The organism is Gemmatimonadaceae bacterium, assembly GCA_035533755.1.
Lineage (GTDB): Bacteria > Gemmatimonadota > Gemmatimonadetes > Gemmatimonadales > Gemmatimonadaceae > JAGWRI01.
The window spans coordinates 271,368-287,905 of the sequence record DATLTC010000009.1; the positions used below are offsets into that span (position 1 = coordinate 271,368).

Annotated in this window: 17 protein-coding genes and 1 tRNA gene; 6 read left to right on the forward strand and 12 right to left on the reverse strand. The window is 69.1% G+C overall.

The features are described 5' to 3' along the window. Position 1: 1 nt before the first annotated feature. From VNE60_01895 to dapF, 5 genes are read left to right on the forward strand one after another with little or no spacing between them, the layout of a single operon-like run. Positions 2-1,165 carry a glycosyltransferase gene (locus VNE60_01895; GenBank protein ID HVB30260.1) on the forward strand — a complete coding sequence of 388 codons (1,164 nt, stop codon included), beginning with the start codon at positions 2-4 and terminating at the stop codon, positions 1,163-1,165. Then, positions 1,155-2,120, forward strand: coding sequence for a lysylphosphatidylglycerol synthase domain-containing protein (locus VNE60_01900; protein ID HVB30261.1), 966 nt, complete (start codon positions 1,155-1,157; stop codon positions 2,118-2,120). Before VNE60_01895 ends, VNE60_01900 begins: the two co-directional genes overlap by 11 nt. Next, the gene (locus VNE60_01905; GenBank protein ID HVB30262.1) at positions 2,104-4,548 is read left to right on the forward strand and encodes a hypothetical protein; all 2,445 of its coding nucleotides are present in this window, start codon (positions 2,104-2,106) and stop codon (positions 4,546-4,548) included. The genes VNE60_01900 and VNE60_01905 overlap by 17 nt, the downstream gene beginning before the upstream one ends. Continuing rightward, the gene (locus tag VNE60_01910) at positions 4,541-5,263 is read left to right on the forward strand and encodes a polyprenol monophosphomannose synthase (protein HVB30263.1); all 723 of its coding nucleotides are present in this window, start codon (positions 4,541-4,543) and stop codon (positions 5,261-5,263) included. The genes VNE60_01905 and VNE60_01910 overlap by 8 nt, the downstream gene beginning before the upstream one ends. Positions 5,264-5,297: 34 nt before the next feature. Then, on the forward strand, positions 5,298-6,119 hold the full coding sequence (dapF, locus tag VNE60_01915; GenBank protein HVB30264.1) for a diaminopimelate epimerase: 822 nt from the start codon (positions 5,298-5,300) through the stop codon (positions 6,117-6,119). A 403-nt stretch (positions 6,120-6,522) separates the two neighbouring features. Here dapF and VNE60_01920 read toward each other — a convergent pair whose 3' ends face one another. The 3 genes from VNE60_01920 to VNE60_01930 form a co-directional block, all read right to left on the reverse strand. After that, a complete protein-coding gene (locus VNE60_01920; protein HVB30265.1) occupies positions 6,523-7,191 on the reverse strand; it encodes a tetratricopeptide repeat protein in 669 nt (222 codons plus the stop codon). Between the two features lie 19 nt (positions 7,192-7,210). After that, positions 7,211-7,284: transfer RNA gene (locus VNE60_01925), tRNA-Arg, on the reverse strand. Between the two features lie 83 nt (positions 7,285-7,367). After that, complete coding sequence (locus VNE60_01930; GenBank protein ID HVB30266.1) at positions 7,368-8,432, reverse strand: putative sulfate exporter family transporter; 1,065 nt, start codon at positions 8,430-8,432, stop codon at positions 7,368-7,370. 71 nt (positions 8,433-8,503) lie between these two features. Between VNE60_01930 and VNE60_01935 the strand changes: the two genes are divergently transcribed. After that, positions 8,504-9,424, forward strand: coding sequence for a LysR family transcriptional regulator (locus VNE60_01935; GenBank protein ID HVB30267.1), 921 nt, complete (start codon positions 8,504-8,506; stop codon positions 9,422-9,424). Positions 9,425-9,433: 9 nt separating this feature from the next. Here VNE60_01935 and VNE60_01940 read toward each other — a convergent pair whose 3' ends face one another. The 9 genes from VNE60_01940 to VNE60_01980 are packed head-to-tail and all read right to left on the reverse strand — an operon-like array spanning position 9,434 to position 16,327. After that, positions 9,434-9,958, reverse strand: a complete 525-nt coding sequence (locus VNE60_01940; GenBank protein ID HVB30268.1) for an adenine phosphoribosyltransferase — start codon at positions 9,956-9,958, stop codon at positions 9,434-9,436. A 29-nt stretch (positions 9,959-9,987) separates the two neighbouring features. Beyond that, positions 9,988-10,290, reverse strand: coding sequence for an acylphosphatase (locus VNE60_01945; GenBank protein HVB30269.1), 303 nt, complete (start codon positions 10,288-10,290; stop codon positions 9,988-9,990). Next, the gene (locus VNE60_01950) at positions 10,278-10,910 is read right to left on the reverse strand and encodes a protein-L-isoaspartate(D-aspartate) O-methyltransferase (protein HVB30270.1); all 633 of its coding nucleotides are present in this window, start codon (positions 10,908-10,910) and stop codon (positions 10,278-10,280) included. The genes VNE60_01945 and VNE60_01950 overlap by 13 nt, the downstream gene beginning before the upstream one ends. A gap of 8 nt (positions 10,911-10,918) precedes the next feature. Next, a complete protein-coding gene (gene surE, locus VNE60_01955; protein HVB30271.1) occupies positions 10,919-11,680 on the reverse strand; it encodes a 5'/3'-nucleotidase SurE in 762 nt (253 codons plus the stop codon). Beyond that, positions 11,680-12,042, reverse strand: coding sequence for a MerR family transcriptional regulator (locus tag VNE60_01960; GenBank protein ID HVB30272.1), 363 nt, complete (start codon positions 12,040-12,042; stop codon positions 11,680-11,682). The genes surE and VNE60_01960 overlap by 1 nt, the downstream gene beginning before the upstream one ends. Continuing rightward, positions 12,039-13,034, reverse strand: coding sequence for an NAD(P)H-dependent glycerol-3-phosphate dehydrogenase (locus tag VNE60_01965; protein HVB30273.1), 996 nt, complete (start codon positions 13,032-13,034; stop codon positions 12,039-12,041). The genes VNE60_01960 and VNE60_01965 overlap by 4 nt, the downstream gene beginning before the upstream one ends. After that, positions 13,034-13,720, reverse strand: a complete 687-nt coding sequence (gene plsY, locus VNE60_01970) for a glycerol-3-phosphate 1-O-acyltransferase PlsY (GenBank protein HVB30274.1) — start codon at positions 13,718-13,720, stop codon at positions 13,034-13,036. The genes VNE60_01965 and plsY overlap by 1 nt, the downstream gene beginning before the upstream one ends. Before the next feature lies 1 nt (position 13,721). Then, the gene (gene der / locus VNE60_01975) at positions 13,722-15,029 is read right to left on the reverse strand and encodes a ribosome biogenesis GTPase Der (GenBank protein ID HVB30275.1); all 1,308 of its coding nucleotides are present in this window, start codon (positions 15,027-15,029) and stop codon (positions 13,722-13,724) included. Next, positions 15,026-16,327: a DUF512 domain-containing protein gene (locus VNE60_01980; GenBank protein ID HVB30276.1), complete on the reverse strand. Its 1,302-nt coding sequence runs from the start codon at positions 16,325-16,327 to the stop codon at positions 15,026-15,028. Before VNE60_01980 ends, der begins: the two co-directional genes overlap by 4 nt. Positions 16,328-16,538: the final 211 nt, after the last annotated feature.

A 16,538-nucleotide genomic window follows, 5' to 3' on the forward strand; every position in this document is an offset into this window, starting at 1 on the left:
CGTGCGCGCCCTCTGGCTGACGCATTCGTTTCCGCGCATCGACGGGGACGCGGCGGGGAACTTTCTTCTCGGCCTCGCCGCTGCCCTCGCCGAGCACGACGTGCACGTGCACGTCCTCGCGCCGGCGGCCCCCGGGTTGAGCCGCCACGCCGTCCTGCAGGGCATCCCGGTCACCCGCTTCCGCTACGCGCCCACGCGCTTCGAGACCCTGGCCTATACCGGCACGATGGCCGAGCAGGTGGGCGCCGCGTTCTCCGCCAAGCTCGGCCTCCTCGGACTCCTCACCGCCGCCGCGCGCTGCACGTCGCGCCACATCCGCCTCGACCGCCCGGACGTCGTCCACGCGCACTGGTGGTTCCCGTCCGGGCTCTCCGCGGCCTGGGCCGCATCGCGCGCTCACGTCCCGCTCGTGACCACCATGCACGGCACCGACGTCCGCATGGCGCGAGCGGTGCCTGCGTCCCGCGGGGGGTTCCGGTTCGTGATGCGCAACTCGGGCGCCGTGACCACCGTCTCCACGTGGCTGGCCAAGGAAGTGCGCGCGCTCGCGCCCGGCGTGGAACCGCTCGTCGCTCCGATGCCCGTGTCCACGGCGCTGTTCACACCGGCCGACCGGCCCGCCGCCGGCTCGCGGCTGCTGTTCGTCGGGCGCGTGATGCCGCAGAAGGGCATCGACCTGCTGCTCGAGGCGCTGGCCGCGATGCGCCATCGCGTGGACCTCGATATCGTGGGCGACGGTCCCATTCGCGGCCACCTCGAGGCGCTCGCCACCGAACTGGGCATCGCCGACCGCGTGGTGTGGCATGGCGCGAAACCGCAGTCCGAACTCGTGCGCTTCTATCGAGACGCCCTCGCCCTCGTCGTCCCGTCGCACGATGAGGGGCTGGGACTGGTCGCCGTCGAAGCCATGCTCTGCGGCACGCCCGCCGTGGCGTTCGACTCCGGCGGCCTGCCCGACGTGGTCCAGGAGGGACGCACGGGACACCTGCTGGCCGAACGCACGCCGCGTGCCCTCGCGGCGGCGCTCGACAAGCTCGCGGGGGCCCCCGACCAGGCACGCGCCCTGGGCCTGCTGGCCCGCACGGTCGTCCTCGACCGGTTCTCGCCGGCCGCCGTCGCGGCCCGGTACGCCGACCTGTACCGGAGCGTGGTGCGTGGGGCGTAAGGCATGGGTCCGCGCCCTGAGCGCCGTGCTCTCGATCGCGGTGGTGGCGTACGTCGGCTGGGCGATGTCCAGGAACTGGAAGGCGTACACCTCGCAACCGCTCGAGACGCACCTGCGGTGGGGGATGGTGCTGGCGTCGGGCGGCGTGATCGTCACCGCGTACGCCGTGCTCGTGCAGACGTGGCGGATCATGCTCGTGGAGTGGGGCGGGCGGCTCTCCTTCTGGCGGGCCGCGCACATCTGGAGCGTCACCAATCTGTACCGCTACGTGCCAGGATGGGTGTGGCAGATCGGCGCCATGGGCGTGATGGCCCAGCGGGAGGGCGTGTCGCCGATCGCCGCCACGGGATCCTCGATCCTCAGCACGATCGTCAACATCACCACCGGCTTCGCCATCGCCCTCGGCTCCGGGTCGGTGGCGCTCGATGCGCTCCATCCCGGCACCAGCCGGGTGGCGTTCGTCCTGACCCTCGCCGCGATCGCCGGCCTCGTGGCGCTGCCCGTGGCCATGCCGGGGATTCTCGCCGTACTGCGCCGGGCGACGGGCCGCGACATCCCGGAGGCCACCGTCCCGCCGCGCGTCATCGCCTACGCCATCGTGGGCAACCTGATCGCCTGGTTCCTGTACGGACTCGCGCTCTATCTGCTCGTCATCGGCGTCCTGGGACGGGCAACTGGCGCCCTCTCGAGCTACATCGCAGTTTATAGCGCGTCGTACGTGCTCGGCTACATCGTGGTGTTCCTGCCGGCGGGAGCTGGCGTCCGCGATGGCTCCATGGCCGCGGCCCTGCCGGCGTTCAGGCTCATGACGGGCCCGCAGGCCCTGCTGATCGCGGTCGCGTCGCGCCTCTTGACCTCCATCCTGGACGTCGTGCCCGGATTTCTCTTTCTCGCCGTCGACGCCTGGCGTCGCCGATCCACTTCGCAACCGAGACCGAATGCTTCGTCGCGATGAGACGCTCGCGGCGCCCGTCCTTCCGGCGCCGCGCTTTGCTGCCGCCTGGGCGGCGCTCACCTACGCCCTGTGCACGCTCGTGCTCGCGTATCCGGTATTCGCGGGGCAGTTCCTCGTGAACCCCAACAGCGACCAGTACATCGCCGGATATGCGTTCCGTGATTTCGCCGCGCAGTGGCTGCGCGCCGGCCACGGGTTCCCGCTCTGGAACCCGTACATCCTGGGCGGGCTCCCGTACATCGCCGCCATGCACGGCGACATCTTCTATCCCACGTTCGCGCTGCGCATGCTCATGCGCACCGATCTCGCGATGACGTGGGGCTTCGCCATCCACCTCTTCCTCGCCGGTCTCTTCACCTACGGGTTCCTGCGGGCCTGGGGCTTCGGGTTCTTCGCGTCGCTGTTCGGCGGGGCCGCCTACATGCTCAGCGGGCAGATCGCGTCGCTCGCGTCGCCGGGACACGACGGCAAGCTGTTCGTCAGCGCCCTGTTCCCGCTGGCCCTCTGGATGCTGCTGCGCGGCATGCGGGACGGCCGGGCGTCGGCATGGGGAGGCCTCGCGCTCACCGTCGGGTTGGCGGAGTTGAGTCCGCACCCGCAGCTCTTCCAGTACATGCTTCTGGGGTCGGGGGCATTCGCGCTGTATCTGGCGTTCAGCGACCACGAGGGCAGGGGGGCCCTGCCGCGCAAGGTGGCTCTCCAACGCCTGGCATTCGCCCTCGGCGCCGTCGCGCTGGGGATGACCATCGGCGCCGTGCAATTCCTGCCCGTCAAGGAATACGTCAGTTGGTCGCCCCGCGCCGGCGGCCGCGGAGGATACGCCTTCTCCACGCAGTATTCCATGCCCGTGGAGGAGTTCTTCAACACGTATCTGCCGCAGTTCACGGGCATGCTCGACCACTACTGGGGGCGCAACGGCATCCACCTCCACAGCGAATACCTCGGCGTCAGCGTGCTCATTCTCATGGGCGCGGCGTTCGGCGCCACGGCGCGGCGCGGATTCCGGTCGTTCTGGCTGTGGACCGCCGTCGTGACGGCCTTGTGGGCCCTGGGCAGTGCGACGCCGTTCTATCACATCGTGTACGCCGTCGTGCCGGGCACGAAGTTCTTCCGGGCCCCCAGCACCATCTTCTTCATGACCAGCTTCGCGGTCGTGATGCTCGCCACCGTGGGGCTCGAGCGCGCGCTCGCGCGCCGCGTCAGCATGACCTATGCGCTCAGCTGGCTGGGGGCCGCCGGCCTCATCACGCTCCTCGCCAGCGGCGGCATGCTCACGAACATGGCCCAGACCATCGCGGCGTCGTTTGCGGGGGCGCAGCTGTTCGAGCGCGTGCAGGCCAACAATACGGCCCTCATCCTCGGCGCATGGCGCTCGTTCATCGTCGCCGCCGTCGCGTGCGGGCTGTTGCTCGCCATCGCCCGCGACCGCATCCCGCTGCGCACCGCGGCCATCGCGTTCGTGGCCCTCGTGGCGGTGGACCTCCTGAGCATCGACCACAACTACTGGATGTTCTCGCCCCCCGCGTCGACGCTGTACGCATCCGATCCGGCCATCGCGTACATGCAGCACCAGCCCCAACCGGGCCGTGTGCTGCCGCTCGCCGCCAGCGATGCGGGCATGGCCGCCACCCGCGACCCGTACTTCCAGGGCGACGCCTTCATGGTGCACGGCATCCGGTCGGTGATCGGATATCACGGCAATGAACTCGGGGCCTACGAGCAGCTCGGGAACAAGCAGGGCCCGCAGTACGAGAATGAGATCAATCCGGAATTCTGGCGGCTGACCAACGTCCAGTACGTGTACACCAACGTGGACGCCCCGACGCTCGACACTCTCTACGCCACGCAGCTCAAGCGGCCCGACGTCACGTTCACCAGGCTGGTCGGCCCGGTGCGCAACTCCGCCGGCTCGATGGTCTACCTGCTCAGGCCCTCGCAGAACGACCCCTTCGCGTGGGTCACGCCCGCGCTCGTCAAGGCCGCCGAGGATCAGTCGCTGCCCACCATGCTCGACCCCAAGTTCAACCCGGCCACCGTCGCCGTGTTCGACACGTCGGCTGCCGTGACTCCGGCCAGGTTGTCGGCCCTCCCGGCGCCGCTCCCCATCACGACGTCGGTCGCCTCGTACGCGCCAGGCCACATCGTGCTCGACCTCAGTGCTCCCGCGCCCGAGGGCTCGTCGCTCGTCGTCTCCGAGAACTACTATCCCGGCTGGCACGCCACGGTGGACGGCAAACCCGATGCGTCCATCGGCCGCGCCGACGTGTCGCTCATCGGGCTCGCGCTGCCCGCCGGCGCGCGCCACGTCGAGCTCACGTTCGACGACGCCGCCTACGACACGGGGAAGAGCGTCACGCTCGTCGCCCTTGCCATCGCCCTCCTGTTGACGGGAGCCGGACTCATCGCCGATCGGACGCACCGTGCCTGAACGCGCCCTGGTGGTCATTCCCACCTACAACGAGCGCGAGAACATCGCGCGCATCATCGACGCCGTCCTGGGGCAGGACCCGCGGCTCGAGGTGCTGATCGTGGACGACGGATCCCCCGATGGGACGGCCGCCATCGTCCGGGGGATCATGGAGCGTACCCCCCGCGTACACATCCTGGAGCGGGCGAAGAAACTGGGGCTGGGCACCGCGTATCTGGCGGGCTTCGCGTGGGCGCTGGAGCAAACGTTCGACTACGTGTTCGAGATGGACGCCGACTTCTCGCACGATCCCGCCCATCTGCCGCAGTTCCTGCGCGCCATCCAGGACGCCGATCTCGTGCTGGGCTCCCGGTACCTCAACGGGCGTGTGAGCGTGGTGAACTGGCCCATCTCACGCCTCCTGCTGAGCTACTTTGCCAACGTGTACGCCCGCGGCGTGACCGGCCTGCCGGTATGGGACTCCACCGGTGGCTTCAAGTGCTTTCGCCGAACGGTCCTGGAAGCCATTGATCTGACGCGAGTTCACTCCAACGGCTACGCCTTCCAGATCGAGATGAGCTTCCGGGCCTGGAAAAAGCGATTCCGGATCGCCGAGATTCCGATTGTGTTCGTGGACCGCACCGAAGGAACGAGCAAGATGTCCAAGGCGATCGTCCGCGAAGCGATCTGGATGGTCTGGTGGCTCCGGCTCAAGTCCATCGCCGGCCGGCTGTGAGCGCCACGGCCTCCGTGATCGAGCGGGAGAGCCGATGATCCCGTCGGGCCGCGAATTCTTCAAGATGAGCGGGTCGGGCAACGACTTCGTGTTCGTGGATGCCCGAACCCAAGCCCCCGGACCACTCGATCAGGTGGCGACGATCCAGGCGATCTGTGCCCGCGGCACCGGGGTAGGGGCCGACGGCATCGTCTTCCTCGAGCAGAGTGCCGTCGCATCGGTCCGGATGCGCTATCTGAACAGCGATGGTTCGGTCGCGGCCCTCTGCGGCAACGCCACCCTCTGCACAGCCCGGCTGTTCGTGGAGTTGGGGGGGGCTCGTCCGGGGCAGCCGTTCACCATAGAATCGGCGGCCGGCGTGCTCCAGGCGGTCATAGGCCCACAAGGTCCTGAGGTCGGGATGCCGGCCGTGGCCGAAATGACCCCCGACGCACACCCCGCGCTGGCGCCGGGAGAACGGCGCATGGGGTTCGCCAAGGTGGGGATTCCGCATCTGGTGGTGCTCTGTGATGACCTGGAGCTGGTGGACGTCGCGGGTCGGGGCCGTGGGCTCCGCTTCGATCCGGGGTTCGCCGAAGGCACCAACGTGGACTTCGTGGCCCGCGGTTCCGACGGTTCCTGGCACATGCGGACCTACGAGCGCGGGGTGGAGGGCGAGACCCTGGCCTGCGGAACGGGCGCCGTGGCGTCCGCCGCGGTTCTGAGCCGCTGGGGCATCGGGGCGGCGCGCGAGACGATCGTGACCAGGTCCGGCAAGCCGCTGACCATCCGCCTCGAGACCGATCAGGACCGGGTGCTTCCGTCCTTGGCCGGCGAAGCCAGGATCGTCTACCGAGGCCAGCTGGGCGAGGTCTGACCCAGCCCACTGGAGACTGGCCGCGCACCGGGGCACCGGAGCCAGGCGCCGACAGGTCCCGAAAAGCCAACATCGTAACAAACAACATCACATAGACTGTGTAACTCATTGCATACCATTGCAATGTTACGCAGAGCGCCAGCCAATCTGCCCACAAGAGCCAGGCTTTTCAACAGTCTTAGTTGACATAATCTTTCTTATACGAACTAACTTGGCGACAGACTGTCGCCACACGGGCGCCCAACTGGCCCAATGATCGGCGCAGCAGGCCTCAGCCTAGTGCCACGCGATCGAGGCCGCGAACGCTGGTCGGCGCTCGCGGCCTCAGTCCATGGCTACACGATTGTCAGAATTCCTGGCCCGGCGTTTCCATGCACGCCGTCCAGCTCAGGAGGCCCGCAGACTAGCCCTTGGACGCGGGCTTGGCCTGGACCTCACCGAGCCGCACCCGGGCTTCGGCGGCCACTCCCTGGGCCTTGGGGTCGTCCGCCAGCTTCTCCCAGATCTTCGTGGCGGTCGCCGTATCGTGCGCCGCCAGGAAGGCCCGAGCGGCTTTGGAGAGCTGGTACGCCTTGTAGTCGTCGGCCTTGGCGGCGTCGGCCGCCTTCTGGTAGGACTGTGCCGCATCGGCCGGCTTGTTGCTCTGCATCTGGCCGTCGCCGATCAGCCCGTAGATGTCCGGCATGTCCATCGACGCCGCGCTGCTGGGCAGCAGCTTCTGGAGCACCGCAATCCCGGCCTGGACCTTGCCGGCGTTGTAGTTCATCTGGGCCAGCAGCATGCCGGCCTCGATCCCGGACTGCGTATTGGAGTACCGGTCCACGACCTTGTTCAGGTCGCTCACGGCCAACGCCGCGTTCCCCGCCCCCACCGACTGCAGCGCCGTGTTCAGCGCCCGCTCGGCATTCTGGTCGCGGATCTGGACGGACCTGGCATAGAACCAGTAGCCGGCCCCACCCGCGGCGACGACGACCGCGGAGATGGTGAGCAGGCGCGCGTTTCGCTGCAGCCACTCGATGACGCTTTCTTCGCGGTTGGTGCGGACGGGAGTCTCTACGACAGGCTCGGTCATGACGATGGTGGGTGTGAGGTGCCCCTGGGGTGACTCGAACACCCGGCCAACGGTTTAGGAAACCGCTGCTCTATCCACCTGAGCTACAGGGGCAGGTGTCACAGTCGTAAACAACCAGAATCCTTTAATTTACGGCGCCGGCCCCCGCCGGTAAAGCGCCCAGATGCACCGCCGCCCTAATGGATGCGCAGCACGTGGATCAGGCTGACGCTCGCCACGAGCAGGCCGACGAGCGATGCGCTCACGGCAAGGGTCACCCGGGAGCCCACCGCGGCCAGCCCGCGCAGTTCGACGCCCAGTCCCAGCGCCGCCATCGAAAGGACCATCAGGAACGCCGTGGCCAGCCGCATGGGCTCGATCAGCCCTGACGGCACGAGCCCCGCCGAGCGCGCGATGGCCAACGCCACGAATCCGACGATGAACCACGGCACGAAGTGGTGCAGCTTGAGGCGCTGGCCGCCGCCGGTCGAGCGGTGGCCGAGCGCCAGGATGAGCACTACGGGTCCCAGGAGCAGAACGCGCGCCAGTTTGACGAGGGTGCCCACCTGCCCCGAGAGTTCGCTGATCGGGAACGTCGCCGCCATGACCTGGGGCACGGCGTACACCGTCAGCCCGGCCACCACGCCGTACTGGTAGAGCGACAACCCCAGCATGCGGCCGGCCATGGGCAGCAGGAGCACGAGCACGACCCCGAGGATCGCCGTGAACGCGATCGAGGACGCCACGTCCTTGCCGTCGGCGCCGATGACCGGCGCAACGGCCGCGATGGCCGAATTGCCGCAGATCGAGTTTCCGCAGGCCACGAGCAGCGACATCCGGTGGGTGAGCCCCAGCGATCTCGAGATGCCATAACTGACGAAGATGCCGATGGTCACGGTGAGCACGATCCCCACGAGCAATGCGGGCCCGGCATGCAGGAGCGCGGGAAGATCGACCGACGCGCCCAACAGCAGCACGGCGACTTCGAGGAGCGGCTTGGCGGCCAGCCGGATGCCCGGCTCCCAGCGCGCGTCCAGCGGGCGCGCCGCCCGTACGGCCACGCCAATGAGGATCGCGAGCACGAGGGCCTCGAAGAGCGCATGGCCGAGGAAGCGATTCTCGGCCGCCTGTCCAAGGTAGGCCGCCGCGGAGATGGCGAGACAGAGCAGGAGTCCTGGGGTGACGTGCATTCCCCAACGGGCGGCGCGGGCCGTGAGCGCGGGCGCGGCCGCATTCGGCGTGATGATATCGGTGGCGGTCATGGGCCGAAGCATGGCCGCGCGCGCAGCGGACAACCATTGCCTGGATGCCATACATACCATAACGTCACTCTATGTCTCGTCCGGATGTCCCCGCCGCCCCGACCGCCAACCTCGACCTCCTGGTCGTCCTCGCCGTGATCGCCCGCGAGCGTTCGTTCACCCGCGCCGCCGCGGTGCTGGGCATCAGCCAGCCCTCGATCTCGGCGCGCGTGCGACGCCTGGAGCAGCGGGTGGGCGAGCCCGTGTTCGAGCGGCTCGGACGCGGCGTGCGACTCACCCCGACCGGGGAGACCCTCCGCGCCGCCGCCGACCGCGCGCTCGCGTTGGCGCAGGACGCCGACCAGCTCTGGCACGGACTGGGCGCCCAGTCCCGGGGCTACGTGCGGCTGGCGGCGAGCACGACCATCGCCGGCTATGTCCTGCCCGCCGCCCTCGCGGCGTTCCGCCGCACGCACCCGGATATCGAGATCGAGGTCCGGGTGGGCAACACGGCGCAGGTCGCGGCGCTGATCGGGGACGGCGAGCTCTCGTGGGGACTGGTGGAAGGTCCGGTGGATGCGACGCACCTGGTGTCGCGAACGTTTCTCGAGGACGAGTTGATCCTCGTCGTGCCGCCCAAGCATGCGTGGACGCGCCGGCGAGCGATCAGGGCCCGCGACCTCGAGGGAGCGCCGTTCATCGCCCGCGAGTCGGGATCGGGCACGGCCGCGATCCACGAAGCGGTGCTGGCCGGCCAGGGCGTCCGCGTGCGGCCCGTGTTGCGGATTGCCGATTCACGGGGCATCGTCGCCGCCGTGGCCGCGGGCGCCGGCGTGGCGATCGTGTCGTCCCTCGTGGCGCGTCCATTCCTGGCCTCGCGCCAGGTGGTCCATGTCGCCATCCAGGGCGTGACGATGACCCGGGCGTTGAGCGCGATCCATCGGCCCGGCCGCACCCTCGTGCACCTCGACCGCGCACTCCTGCAGGCGATCAGCGGCCCGCTGCGCAGTTGACGCCCGGCGTCACACGCTGACGAGCGTCTCCAGGCGCCGCCCCGCCAGTTCGTCGCGGCCGGCCAGGAATTCCAGCGTCAACAGCACGCTCAACCCAACCACCGACGCGCCCACGCGCTCCACGAGCCGGCACGCCGCGGCGGCGGTCCCGCCGGTGGCCAGGACGTCGTCCACGATCAGCACGCGCGCCCCGGGCGCGACGGCGTCGGTGTGCATCTCGAGCGCGTCGCTGCCGTACTCCAGCGCATAGTCCTCGCGCTCGCGCGCCGCGGGGAGTTTGCCCGGTTTGCGCATCGGCACGAGGCCGGCGCCGAGCCGGAGCGCGACCGGCGCGCCGAGGATGAACCCCCGGCTCTCGATCGCCACCACGTGCGTGACGCCGTCGGCGGCGAACGGCGCCGCCAGCGCCTCGATCACGCGGCCGAAGAGCACCGGATCGAGGAGCACGGGCGTGATGTCCTTGAACATGATCCCCGGCTTGGGAAAGTCGGGCACGTCGCGAATGGCGGCCTGGATATCGACGGCGAGTGACACGGCACGTCCGGCGAAGAAGGTGACGGTGCTCAACGTACGACGGTGAATCGATCCGGCAAGGGCGAGCGGTCCACGCGCTCGCTCACCCGCACGGCGGTCACATCGGCGGCGGGCGGGCCCAGTCTCAGCTGCGCGGTATACGCGTCGAGCACCTCCGCGGCGGCGGCGATTTCCAGCGCCACGGATCCATCGGGCATGTTCCGCACCCACCCCACCACGCCGAGCGCGTGCGCCGTCTCGCGGGCGAACCACCGGTAGCCCACGCCCTGCACCTGCCCGCTGACCACCACGCGCCGCTCGATTCGCGCGCCGCCCGGGGCTACGGCGTCCATCCGTGGCGCCCGAGGAGCGGAACGAACCGGACGGCGTCGAGGTCCTGGCGCTCGAACGACGTGCCGGTGCGCGTCACCATCACGAGTGTCTGCTCGGCGCGCCCGCCCACGGGGACGAGGAGCCGTCCCCCCTCGCCCAACTGGTCGAGCAGCGGCGCGGGCACGTCGGGGGAGGCGGCGCTGACGAGGATCGCATCGTAGGGCGCGTAGTCCCGCCACCCCACCGTCCCGTCGCCCACGAGCAGCGAGACGTTCTTGGCGTCGAGCGCGCGGATGGTCTCGCGGGCGGTGTCCATCAGCGCCGCCACGCGTTCCACGGAGAAGACCTGATCCACGAGGTGCGACAGCAGCACCGTCTGGTATCCGGAGCCGGTGCCGATCTCGAGCACCCGTTCGCGGCCGCCCAGCCGCAGGAGCTGGAGGTAGCGCCCGTGGATCGACGGCTGCGAGATGGTCTGCCCGTTGCCGATCGGGAGCGCGGTATCGTCGTACGCGCGGTGGCGAATGCCGGTGGGCACGAACGCATGGCGCGGCGTGAGCTCGAAGGCGCGGAGCACGGCGAGATCGGACACCCCCTTCTCGCGCAGGGTCTCGACGAGCCGCTGGCGCGGCCCGCGCATCTCCACCTCTACAGGTCGTGCCACCATTCGCTCGCCGTGCGCAGGATGTCGAAGTTGGTGACGTCCAGGTGCAGCGGCGTCACCGAGATATAGCCGTCCTCGATGGCACGGAAATCCGAGTCGTCCTCGCCGCTCCAGCTGATCGAACCGCCACCGATCCAGTAGATCTGACGCCCCCAGGGATCCTGCATCGGCTTGAGCGATCCTGAATAGGCCCGCCGGCCCAAACGCGTCAGGCGCACGCCCTTGACGCCCGTGGCCGGCACCGGCGGCAGATTCACGTTGAACAACGTGTGCGCGGGAAAGTGCGGCAGCGACGTGAGGTGCTTGAGCAGCGGCGTGAGCACCGGCACCTGCGCCTGGAGGTGCGACAGATCGGCGCGGAGGTCGCCGCCGGCGAACGAGACGGCGATCGACGGGATGCCGAGCGACAGCCCTTCCATCGCCGCCGCCACCGTGCCGGAATACAGCACGTCCTCGCCCATGTTGTGCCCATGATTGATGCCGCTGAGCACGAAGTCCGGGCGGTCGGGGAGCAGCGCCTCCACCGCCAGCATCACACAGTCGGTGGGCGTCCCGTCCACCTGGAACCGGCGCTCGGCCAGTTGCACGGGACGCAGCGGGTGGTGGAGCGTGAGGGAATGGCTGGTGGCGCTCTGCTCGCGGTCCGGCGCCACGATCGTCACCTCGCCGAGCGGCGCCGCGGCCTCGATCAGGCAGTCGAGACCGTGGGCGAGGATGCCGTCGTCGTTGGTGAGCAGCAGGCGCATCAGGCGTCCGCCTCGCCGTCGAGCAGCTGGTGCAACTCGCGCAGCGCCACCTCGATCGACGCCAACGACTCGACGTTGAGCGCCCCGTAGGCCAGGTCGCGCAGCTCGCCCGATCGGCGATGTTCCTCCACCTTCTGGCGGGCCCCGTCGATCGTGTATTTCTCCACGTATAGCAGGTGCTTCACGAGGAGCACGAGCTCCACTTCGCGGCGCTGGTACACGCGGTTGCCGGACCGGTTCTTGGCCGGGTTCAGGAACTTGAACTGGCTCTCCCAGTAGCGCAGCACGTGCGGCTTGAGGTCGGTGAGATCGCAGACCTCGCCGATCGAGAAGAATTCCTGCACGGGATCGGGTGCGTTCATCGATCTTGCTCCGCGCGCAGTTCGCGCGCCATCAGTTCCTGCACGGCGGCTCGGGCCGAGTGTCCTTCGAACAGAATGCGATACGCCATCGCGGCGATCGGCATCTCCACGCCCTCGCGCTGGGCCAGCGCCACGGTGCTGGCCGTGGTCTCCACGCCTTCGGCCACGGTGTGCTTGCCGACGAGCACCTCGGCCAACGAACGTCCCTCCCCGATCTCCACGCCGAGCGTCCGGTTGCGGCTGAGGGCCCCGGTGCACGTGAGCACGAGGTCGCCCAGGCCGGCGAGTCCGGCGAACGTGGCCGGATTGGCGCCGAGTGCCACGCCCAGCCGCGTCATCTCGGCAAGGCCGCGCGTGATGAGCGCGGCGCGGGAATTGTGTCCCAGCCCTACCCCGTCGTGAATGCCGGTGGCCACGGCCATCACGTTCTTGAGCGCCCCGCCGAGTTCCACGCCGACGATGTCGTCGTGCGTGTACACACGGAATCGCTTCCCGCTGAGCGCGTCCTGGACGCGCCTCGCGGCATCGGGCGCCCGGGAGGCGGCGACGATCGCGGTCGGGAGTCCGCCCGCGACCTCGGCGGCGAAGCTCGGCCCGGAGATCGCCACCACGTCGTGGCCCGGCAATTCGTGTTCGATAATCTCCGACATCAACGCCAGCGATCCGCGCTCGATCCCCTTGGACGCCACGACGAGGATCGCACCCGGCCGGACGTGCCCGGCGCCGGCGATCGCGATCTGGCGGAGATGCTGCGCCGGCGTGGCGTACACCACCAGTTCGGCCCCCTCCAACGCCTCGGCGAACCCATGCGTGGCGCGTATGCGGTCGGGCAGCACGGCGCCCGGCAGGAACACGGGATTCTCGTGACGCGCGTTGATCGTGGCCACGACCTCGGGCTCGTACGCCCAGAGGCGGACGTCGTGGCCGTTGTTGGCGAGCAGCTGCGCCAGAGCCGTCCCCCACGCGCCGGCCCCGATCACGGCGCACTGCATCAGCGCCCCCTCCAGACCAGCCAGCCGGTGGCGGCCGCGAGCACGGCGGCGGAGAGCGCGAGGGCCGCCGGAATGCGCAGCGAGCCGAGTCTGGAGAACCGATGCTCCTCGCCGCTGCGCAGCCGCGCCATGTTCGGACGGTGCGTCCAGAACACGAAGGACGACGCCACCACGCTCACGGCGAGCAGCGGACTGCGAATGCCCGCGGCGGCGGCAACGATCACCGGCAGCGAGGCCGCGGCCGCCAGCGAGGCGAGCGACACGTACCCGCTGCTGCCGAGCGCCGTGACGAACACGGCCAGGGCGAGGAGCGTGGGCACCGGGGCCAACGCCAGGAACACCCCGCACGCCGTCGCCACGCCCTTCCCGCCCTTGCCGAACCGCAGCCACACGGGGCGCACGTGGCCGACGATGGCGGCCGTGCCGTAGAGCACGGCCAGCAGCGACGGGTCGATGGTCCCCGTCGTGACGCGCGGGAGGAGCGCCACCGGCAACGCCCCCTTGATCATGTCCACCGTGAACACGAGCAGCCCGACGTTGAAGCCGAGGACGCGCACCACGTTCGTGGCGCCCAGATTGCCCGAGCCATGGGCGCGCAAGTCCACGCCGCGCGCCCTGCCGGCGAGATAGGCCGCCGGGATCGAACCCGCCGCGTAGGCGATCAGTACGCCGAGCAGCGGATGCACGTCAGCTCGCCTTGCGCCGCATCACGACACGCAGCGGGTTACCCGTGAACCCCCAGGTCTCGCGGAAGCCGTTGTGGAGGTAGCGCACATAGTGCTCTTCGACGAGATCGGGGTGGTTGCCGAACACGGCGATCGTGGGCGGCGCCACCTCGACCTGCGTGGCGTAATTCAGCTTGACCTCGAACCCGGCCGCCTGCGGCGGTTGCAGGCGGGCCAACAACTCCTGGAGCCGCGCGTTGACCTGCGCCGTGGTGATGCGCTTCTTGCGCTCTTCCTCCACGGTGAGCAGCAGATCGAGCAGGCGCTGGATGCGCTGGCCGGTGAGCGCCGACGTGAACAGGAAGGGCACGAACGTGAGATAGGGCGCCTTCTCGCGGCAGCTCTTCTCGAACCGCGCCGCCGACTTGTCGTCCTTCTCGGCCAGGTCCCACTTGTTGACCACGATGATGAGCCCGCGGCCGGCATCCCAGGCCATGGTCGCGATCTTGAGGTCCTGATTGTGCAACCCCTCGACGGCGTCGATCACCAGCACGCAGATGTCGGCGCGCTCGATGGCGCGCCGGCTGCGCAGCGACGAGTAGAACTCGATCCCGTCCTCGATCTTGGTCTGGCGGCGCAGGCCGGCCGTGTCGATGAACACGAACGAGCGCCCGTGGAACCGCATCGGCGTGTCGATCGCATCGCGCGTCGTGCCCGCTTCGTCTGACACGACCAACCGCTCCTCACCAAGCAGCCGGTTCACGATCGACGACTTGCCGACGTTGGGGCGGCCAACGACCGCCACCTTGAGGGAGTCGTCCTCGCCCGCGTCACCGGGCGGCAGACGGTTCACGATCACGTCGAGCAGATCGCCGGAGTTCTTCCCGTTGAGCGCCGATACGGGCACCGGATCGCCCGCCCCGAGTTCGTAGAACTCGTAGAAGTCGGTGGCCCGGGGATCGTCCACCTTGTTGGCCACGAGGAGCCACGGCTTGCCGCTCGACCGCAGCAGCTCGGCCACCCGGGCGTCGCTGGGATGGAGACCGGCGAGCGCGTCGACGACGAAGACGAGCAGGTCCGCCTCGCCGATCGCCACCTCCACCTGCCGCCGGATCTCGCGGTCCATCGGCATGCGCGGGTCGTCGGTGAGGCCGCCCGTGTCGACCAGCCAGAACCCCCGCCCATTCCACTCCGCGCGGGCAAAGTGCCGATCCCGCGTGGTGCCCGCCTCTTCCGAGACGATGGCCGTGTGCGACCCCATGATGCGGTTGAACAGTTGCGACTTGCCAACGTTGGGACGGCCGACGAGCGCGACGACGGGAATGCTCATGCGGCGTGGACTCCCGCCCGGGTGGCCGTCCCTTCGCGCGCCAGGACGTCGATGAAATCGTACGACGGATACACCGGCATGGGCAACTCCTCGCGGACCGCCACGAACCGCTCGTCGTCGAGGAACACGCCGTCGTCGTTGATCGTCTCGGCGGGAATGAGCGCCAGGTCGAGATCGGCGCGGCCGCTCAGGGCCTGCCGGATGTCGGCACCGACGAGGAGGCCTGCCGTGGTCGTGGTGGGTCCGAACAATGAGTTCTCCATGACGATCATCTCGAACGTGGCTCCGGTATGCGCCGTGAGTTGGTCGAGCAGTTCCGGCATCAGGGCACGCATCGACACACCGGTCACGATGCCGATGCGCCGTCCATCGAGCCGCGGTAGCCCGGCCAATCCGTCGCGCACGCGCGCGCGCAGCGCCGTCACCGCCCCTACCCCGTTCTCGATCTGGACGTAGTCGCCGTAGTGCGCCTCGCCCGGAAGCGGGCGTCCGGCCAGCAGGTAGAGTTCGTCCGAGCCGAACACCCAGGGATCGCCGCGCTCGGCCGTGCCGCGCGTCGACCACCGCAGCACATGGTCCAGCAGACGCCCCGACATCGTGGCGTCCATCGACTGGCCCGTGTATAGATGCGAGAACTGCGTCAGCCCCACCGGCACGATGGCCACCGAGAGCACCGCGTCGCCGAGCGCCCAGAGGTCAGCCAGCGACTGCTCGAGGACGTCGCCGTCGTTGAGGCCGGGCACGATCACCATCTGCGTGTGGAATTGAATCCCCCCCGCGGCCAGGCGCGTGAGCTGCTCCATCACGTTCGGGACGCGCGGATTGTTCAGCATCACCTTGCGGGCTTCCCACGGGGTGGCGTGCACCGACACGTACAGCGGCGACAGGCGATACTCGAGAATTCGCGCGATGTCGCGGTCCTTGAGATTGGACAGCGTGGCGAAGTTCCCGTACGCGAACGACAGCCGGTAATCGTCGTCGCGCACGTAGAGCGGCTTCCGCAGCCCCTTGGGCAGCCCCTCGATGAAGCAGAACTCGCAGCGGTTGGCGCAGCGGCGGACCGTCGGCGGCTCGAGCTCCACGCCGATCGCCTCGCCCTCCGGCCGTTCGATCTCGAATTCCACCGTCTCGCCATCGGGCTGCCGGGCCTCGATCACGAGCTCATCGTCGGCGGTCAGGAATTCCCAATCGAGAAAATCGTCCAGGTCGCGCCCGTTCACGCGGACGAGTTCCGTGCCGGGCATCATGCCCAGCTCGTCGGCGATGCTTCCGGGATTGACCTTGGAGACTCTGACCATCGGAACACCATGGCGAAGGGGGAGGAACGCGACTCAGCCCACATCCCCAGCAACGGACCGTCGAGGCGCACGACCGCGCCAAGCTTCATGCAATTTAGGAGATCGATGGTCGGAAATCAAGAAACCACCGCGACTTCCGATCACGTAGACGCGTGACAAAGCGAAGGGCCCGCCGTTGGGCGGGCCCTCGCGACTCATAGTCAGACGGCGC

Bases quoted from the DNA above. Each gene is read 5' to 3' on its own strand.
- VNE60_01905 (HVB30262.1), top strand. From the start codon at position 2,104: ATGCTTCGTCGCGATGAGACGCTCGCGGCGCCCGTCCTTCCGGCGCCG.
- dapF (HVB30264.1), top strand. From the start codon at position 5,298: ATGATCCCGTCGGGCCGCGAATTCTTCAAGATGAGCGGGTCGGGCAAC.
- VNE60_01920 (HVB30265.1), bottom strand. From the start codon at position 7,191: ATGACCGAGCCTGTCGTAGAGACTCCCGTCCGCACCAACCGCGAAGAA.
- VNE60_01930 (HVB30266.1), bottom strand. From the start codon at position 8,432: ATGACCGCCACCGATATCATCACGCCGAATGCGGCCGCGCCCGCGCTC.
- VNE60_01935 (HVB30267.1), top strand. From the start codon at position 8,504: ATGTCTCGTCCGGATGTCCCCGCCGCCCCGACCGCCAACCTCGACCTC.
- VNE60_01945 (HVB30269.1), bottom strand. From the start codon at position 10,290: ATGGACGCCGTAGCCCCGGGCGGCGCGCGAATCGAGCGGCGCGTGGTG.
- VNE60_01950 (HVB30270.1), bottom strand. From the start codon at position 10,910: ATGCGCGGGCCGCGCCAGCGGCTCGTCGAGACCCTGCGCGAGAAGGGG.
- surE (HVB30271.1), bottom strand. From the start codon at position 11,680: ATGCGCCTGCTGCTCACCAACGACGACGGCATCCTCGCCCACGGTCTC.
- VNE60_01960 (HVB30272.1), bottom strand. From the start codon at position 12,042: ATGAACGCACCCGATCCCGTGCAGGAATTCTTCTCGATCGGCGAGGTC.
- VNE60_01965 (HVB30273.1), bottom strand. From the start codon at position 13,034: ATGCAGTGCGCCGTGATCGGGGCCGGCGCGTGGGGGACGGCTCTGGCG.
- der (HVB30275.1), bottom strand. From the start codon at position 15,029: ATGAGCATTCCCGTCGTCGCGCTCGTCGGCCGTCCCAACGTTGGCAAG.
- VNE60_01980 (HVB30276.1), bottom strand. From the start codon at position 16,327: ATGGTCAGAGTCTCCAAGGTCAATCCCGGAAGCATCGCCGACGAGCTG.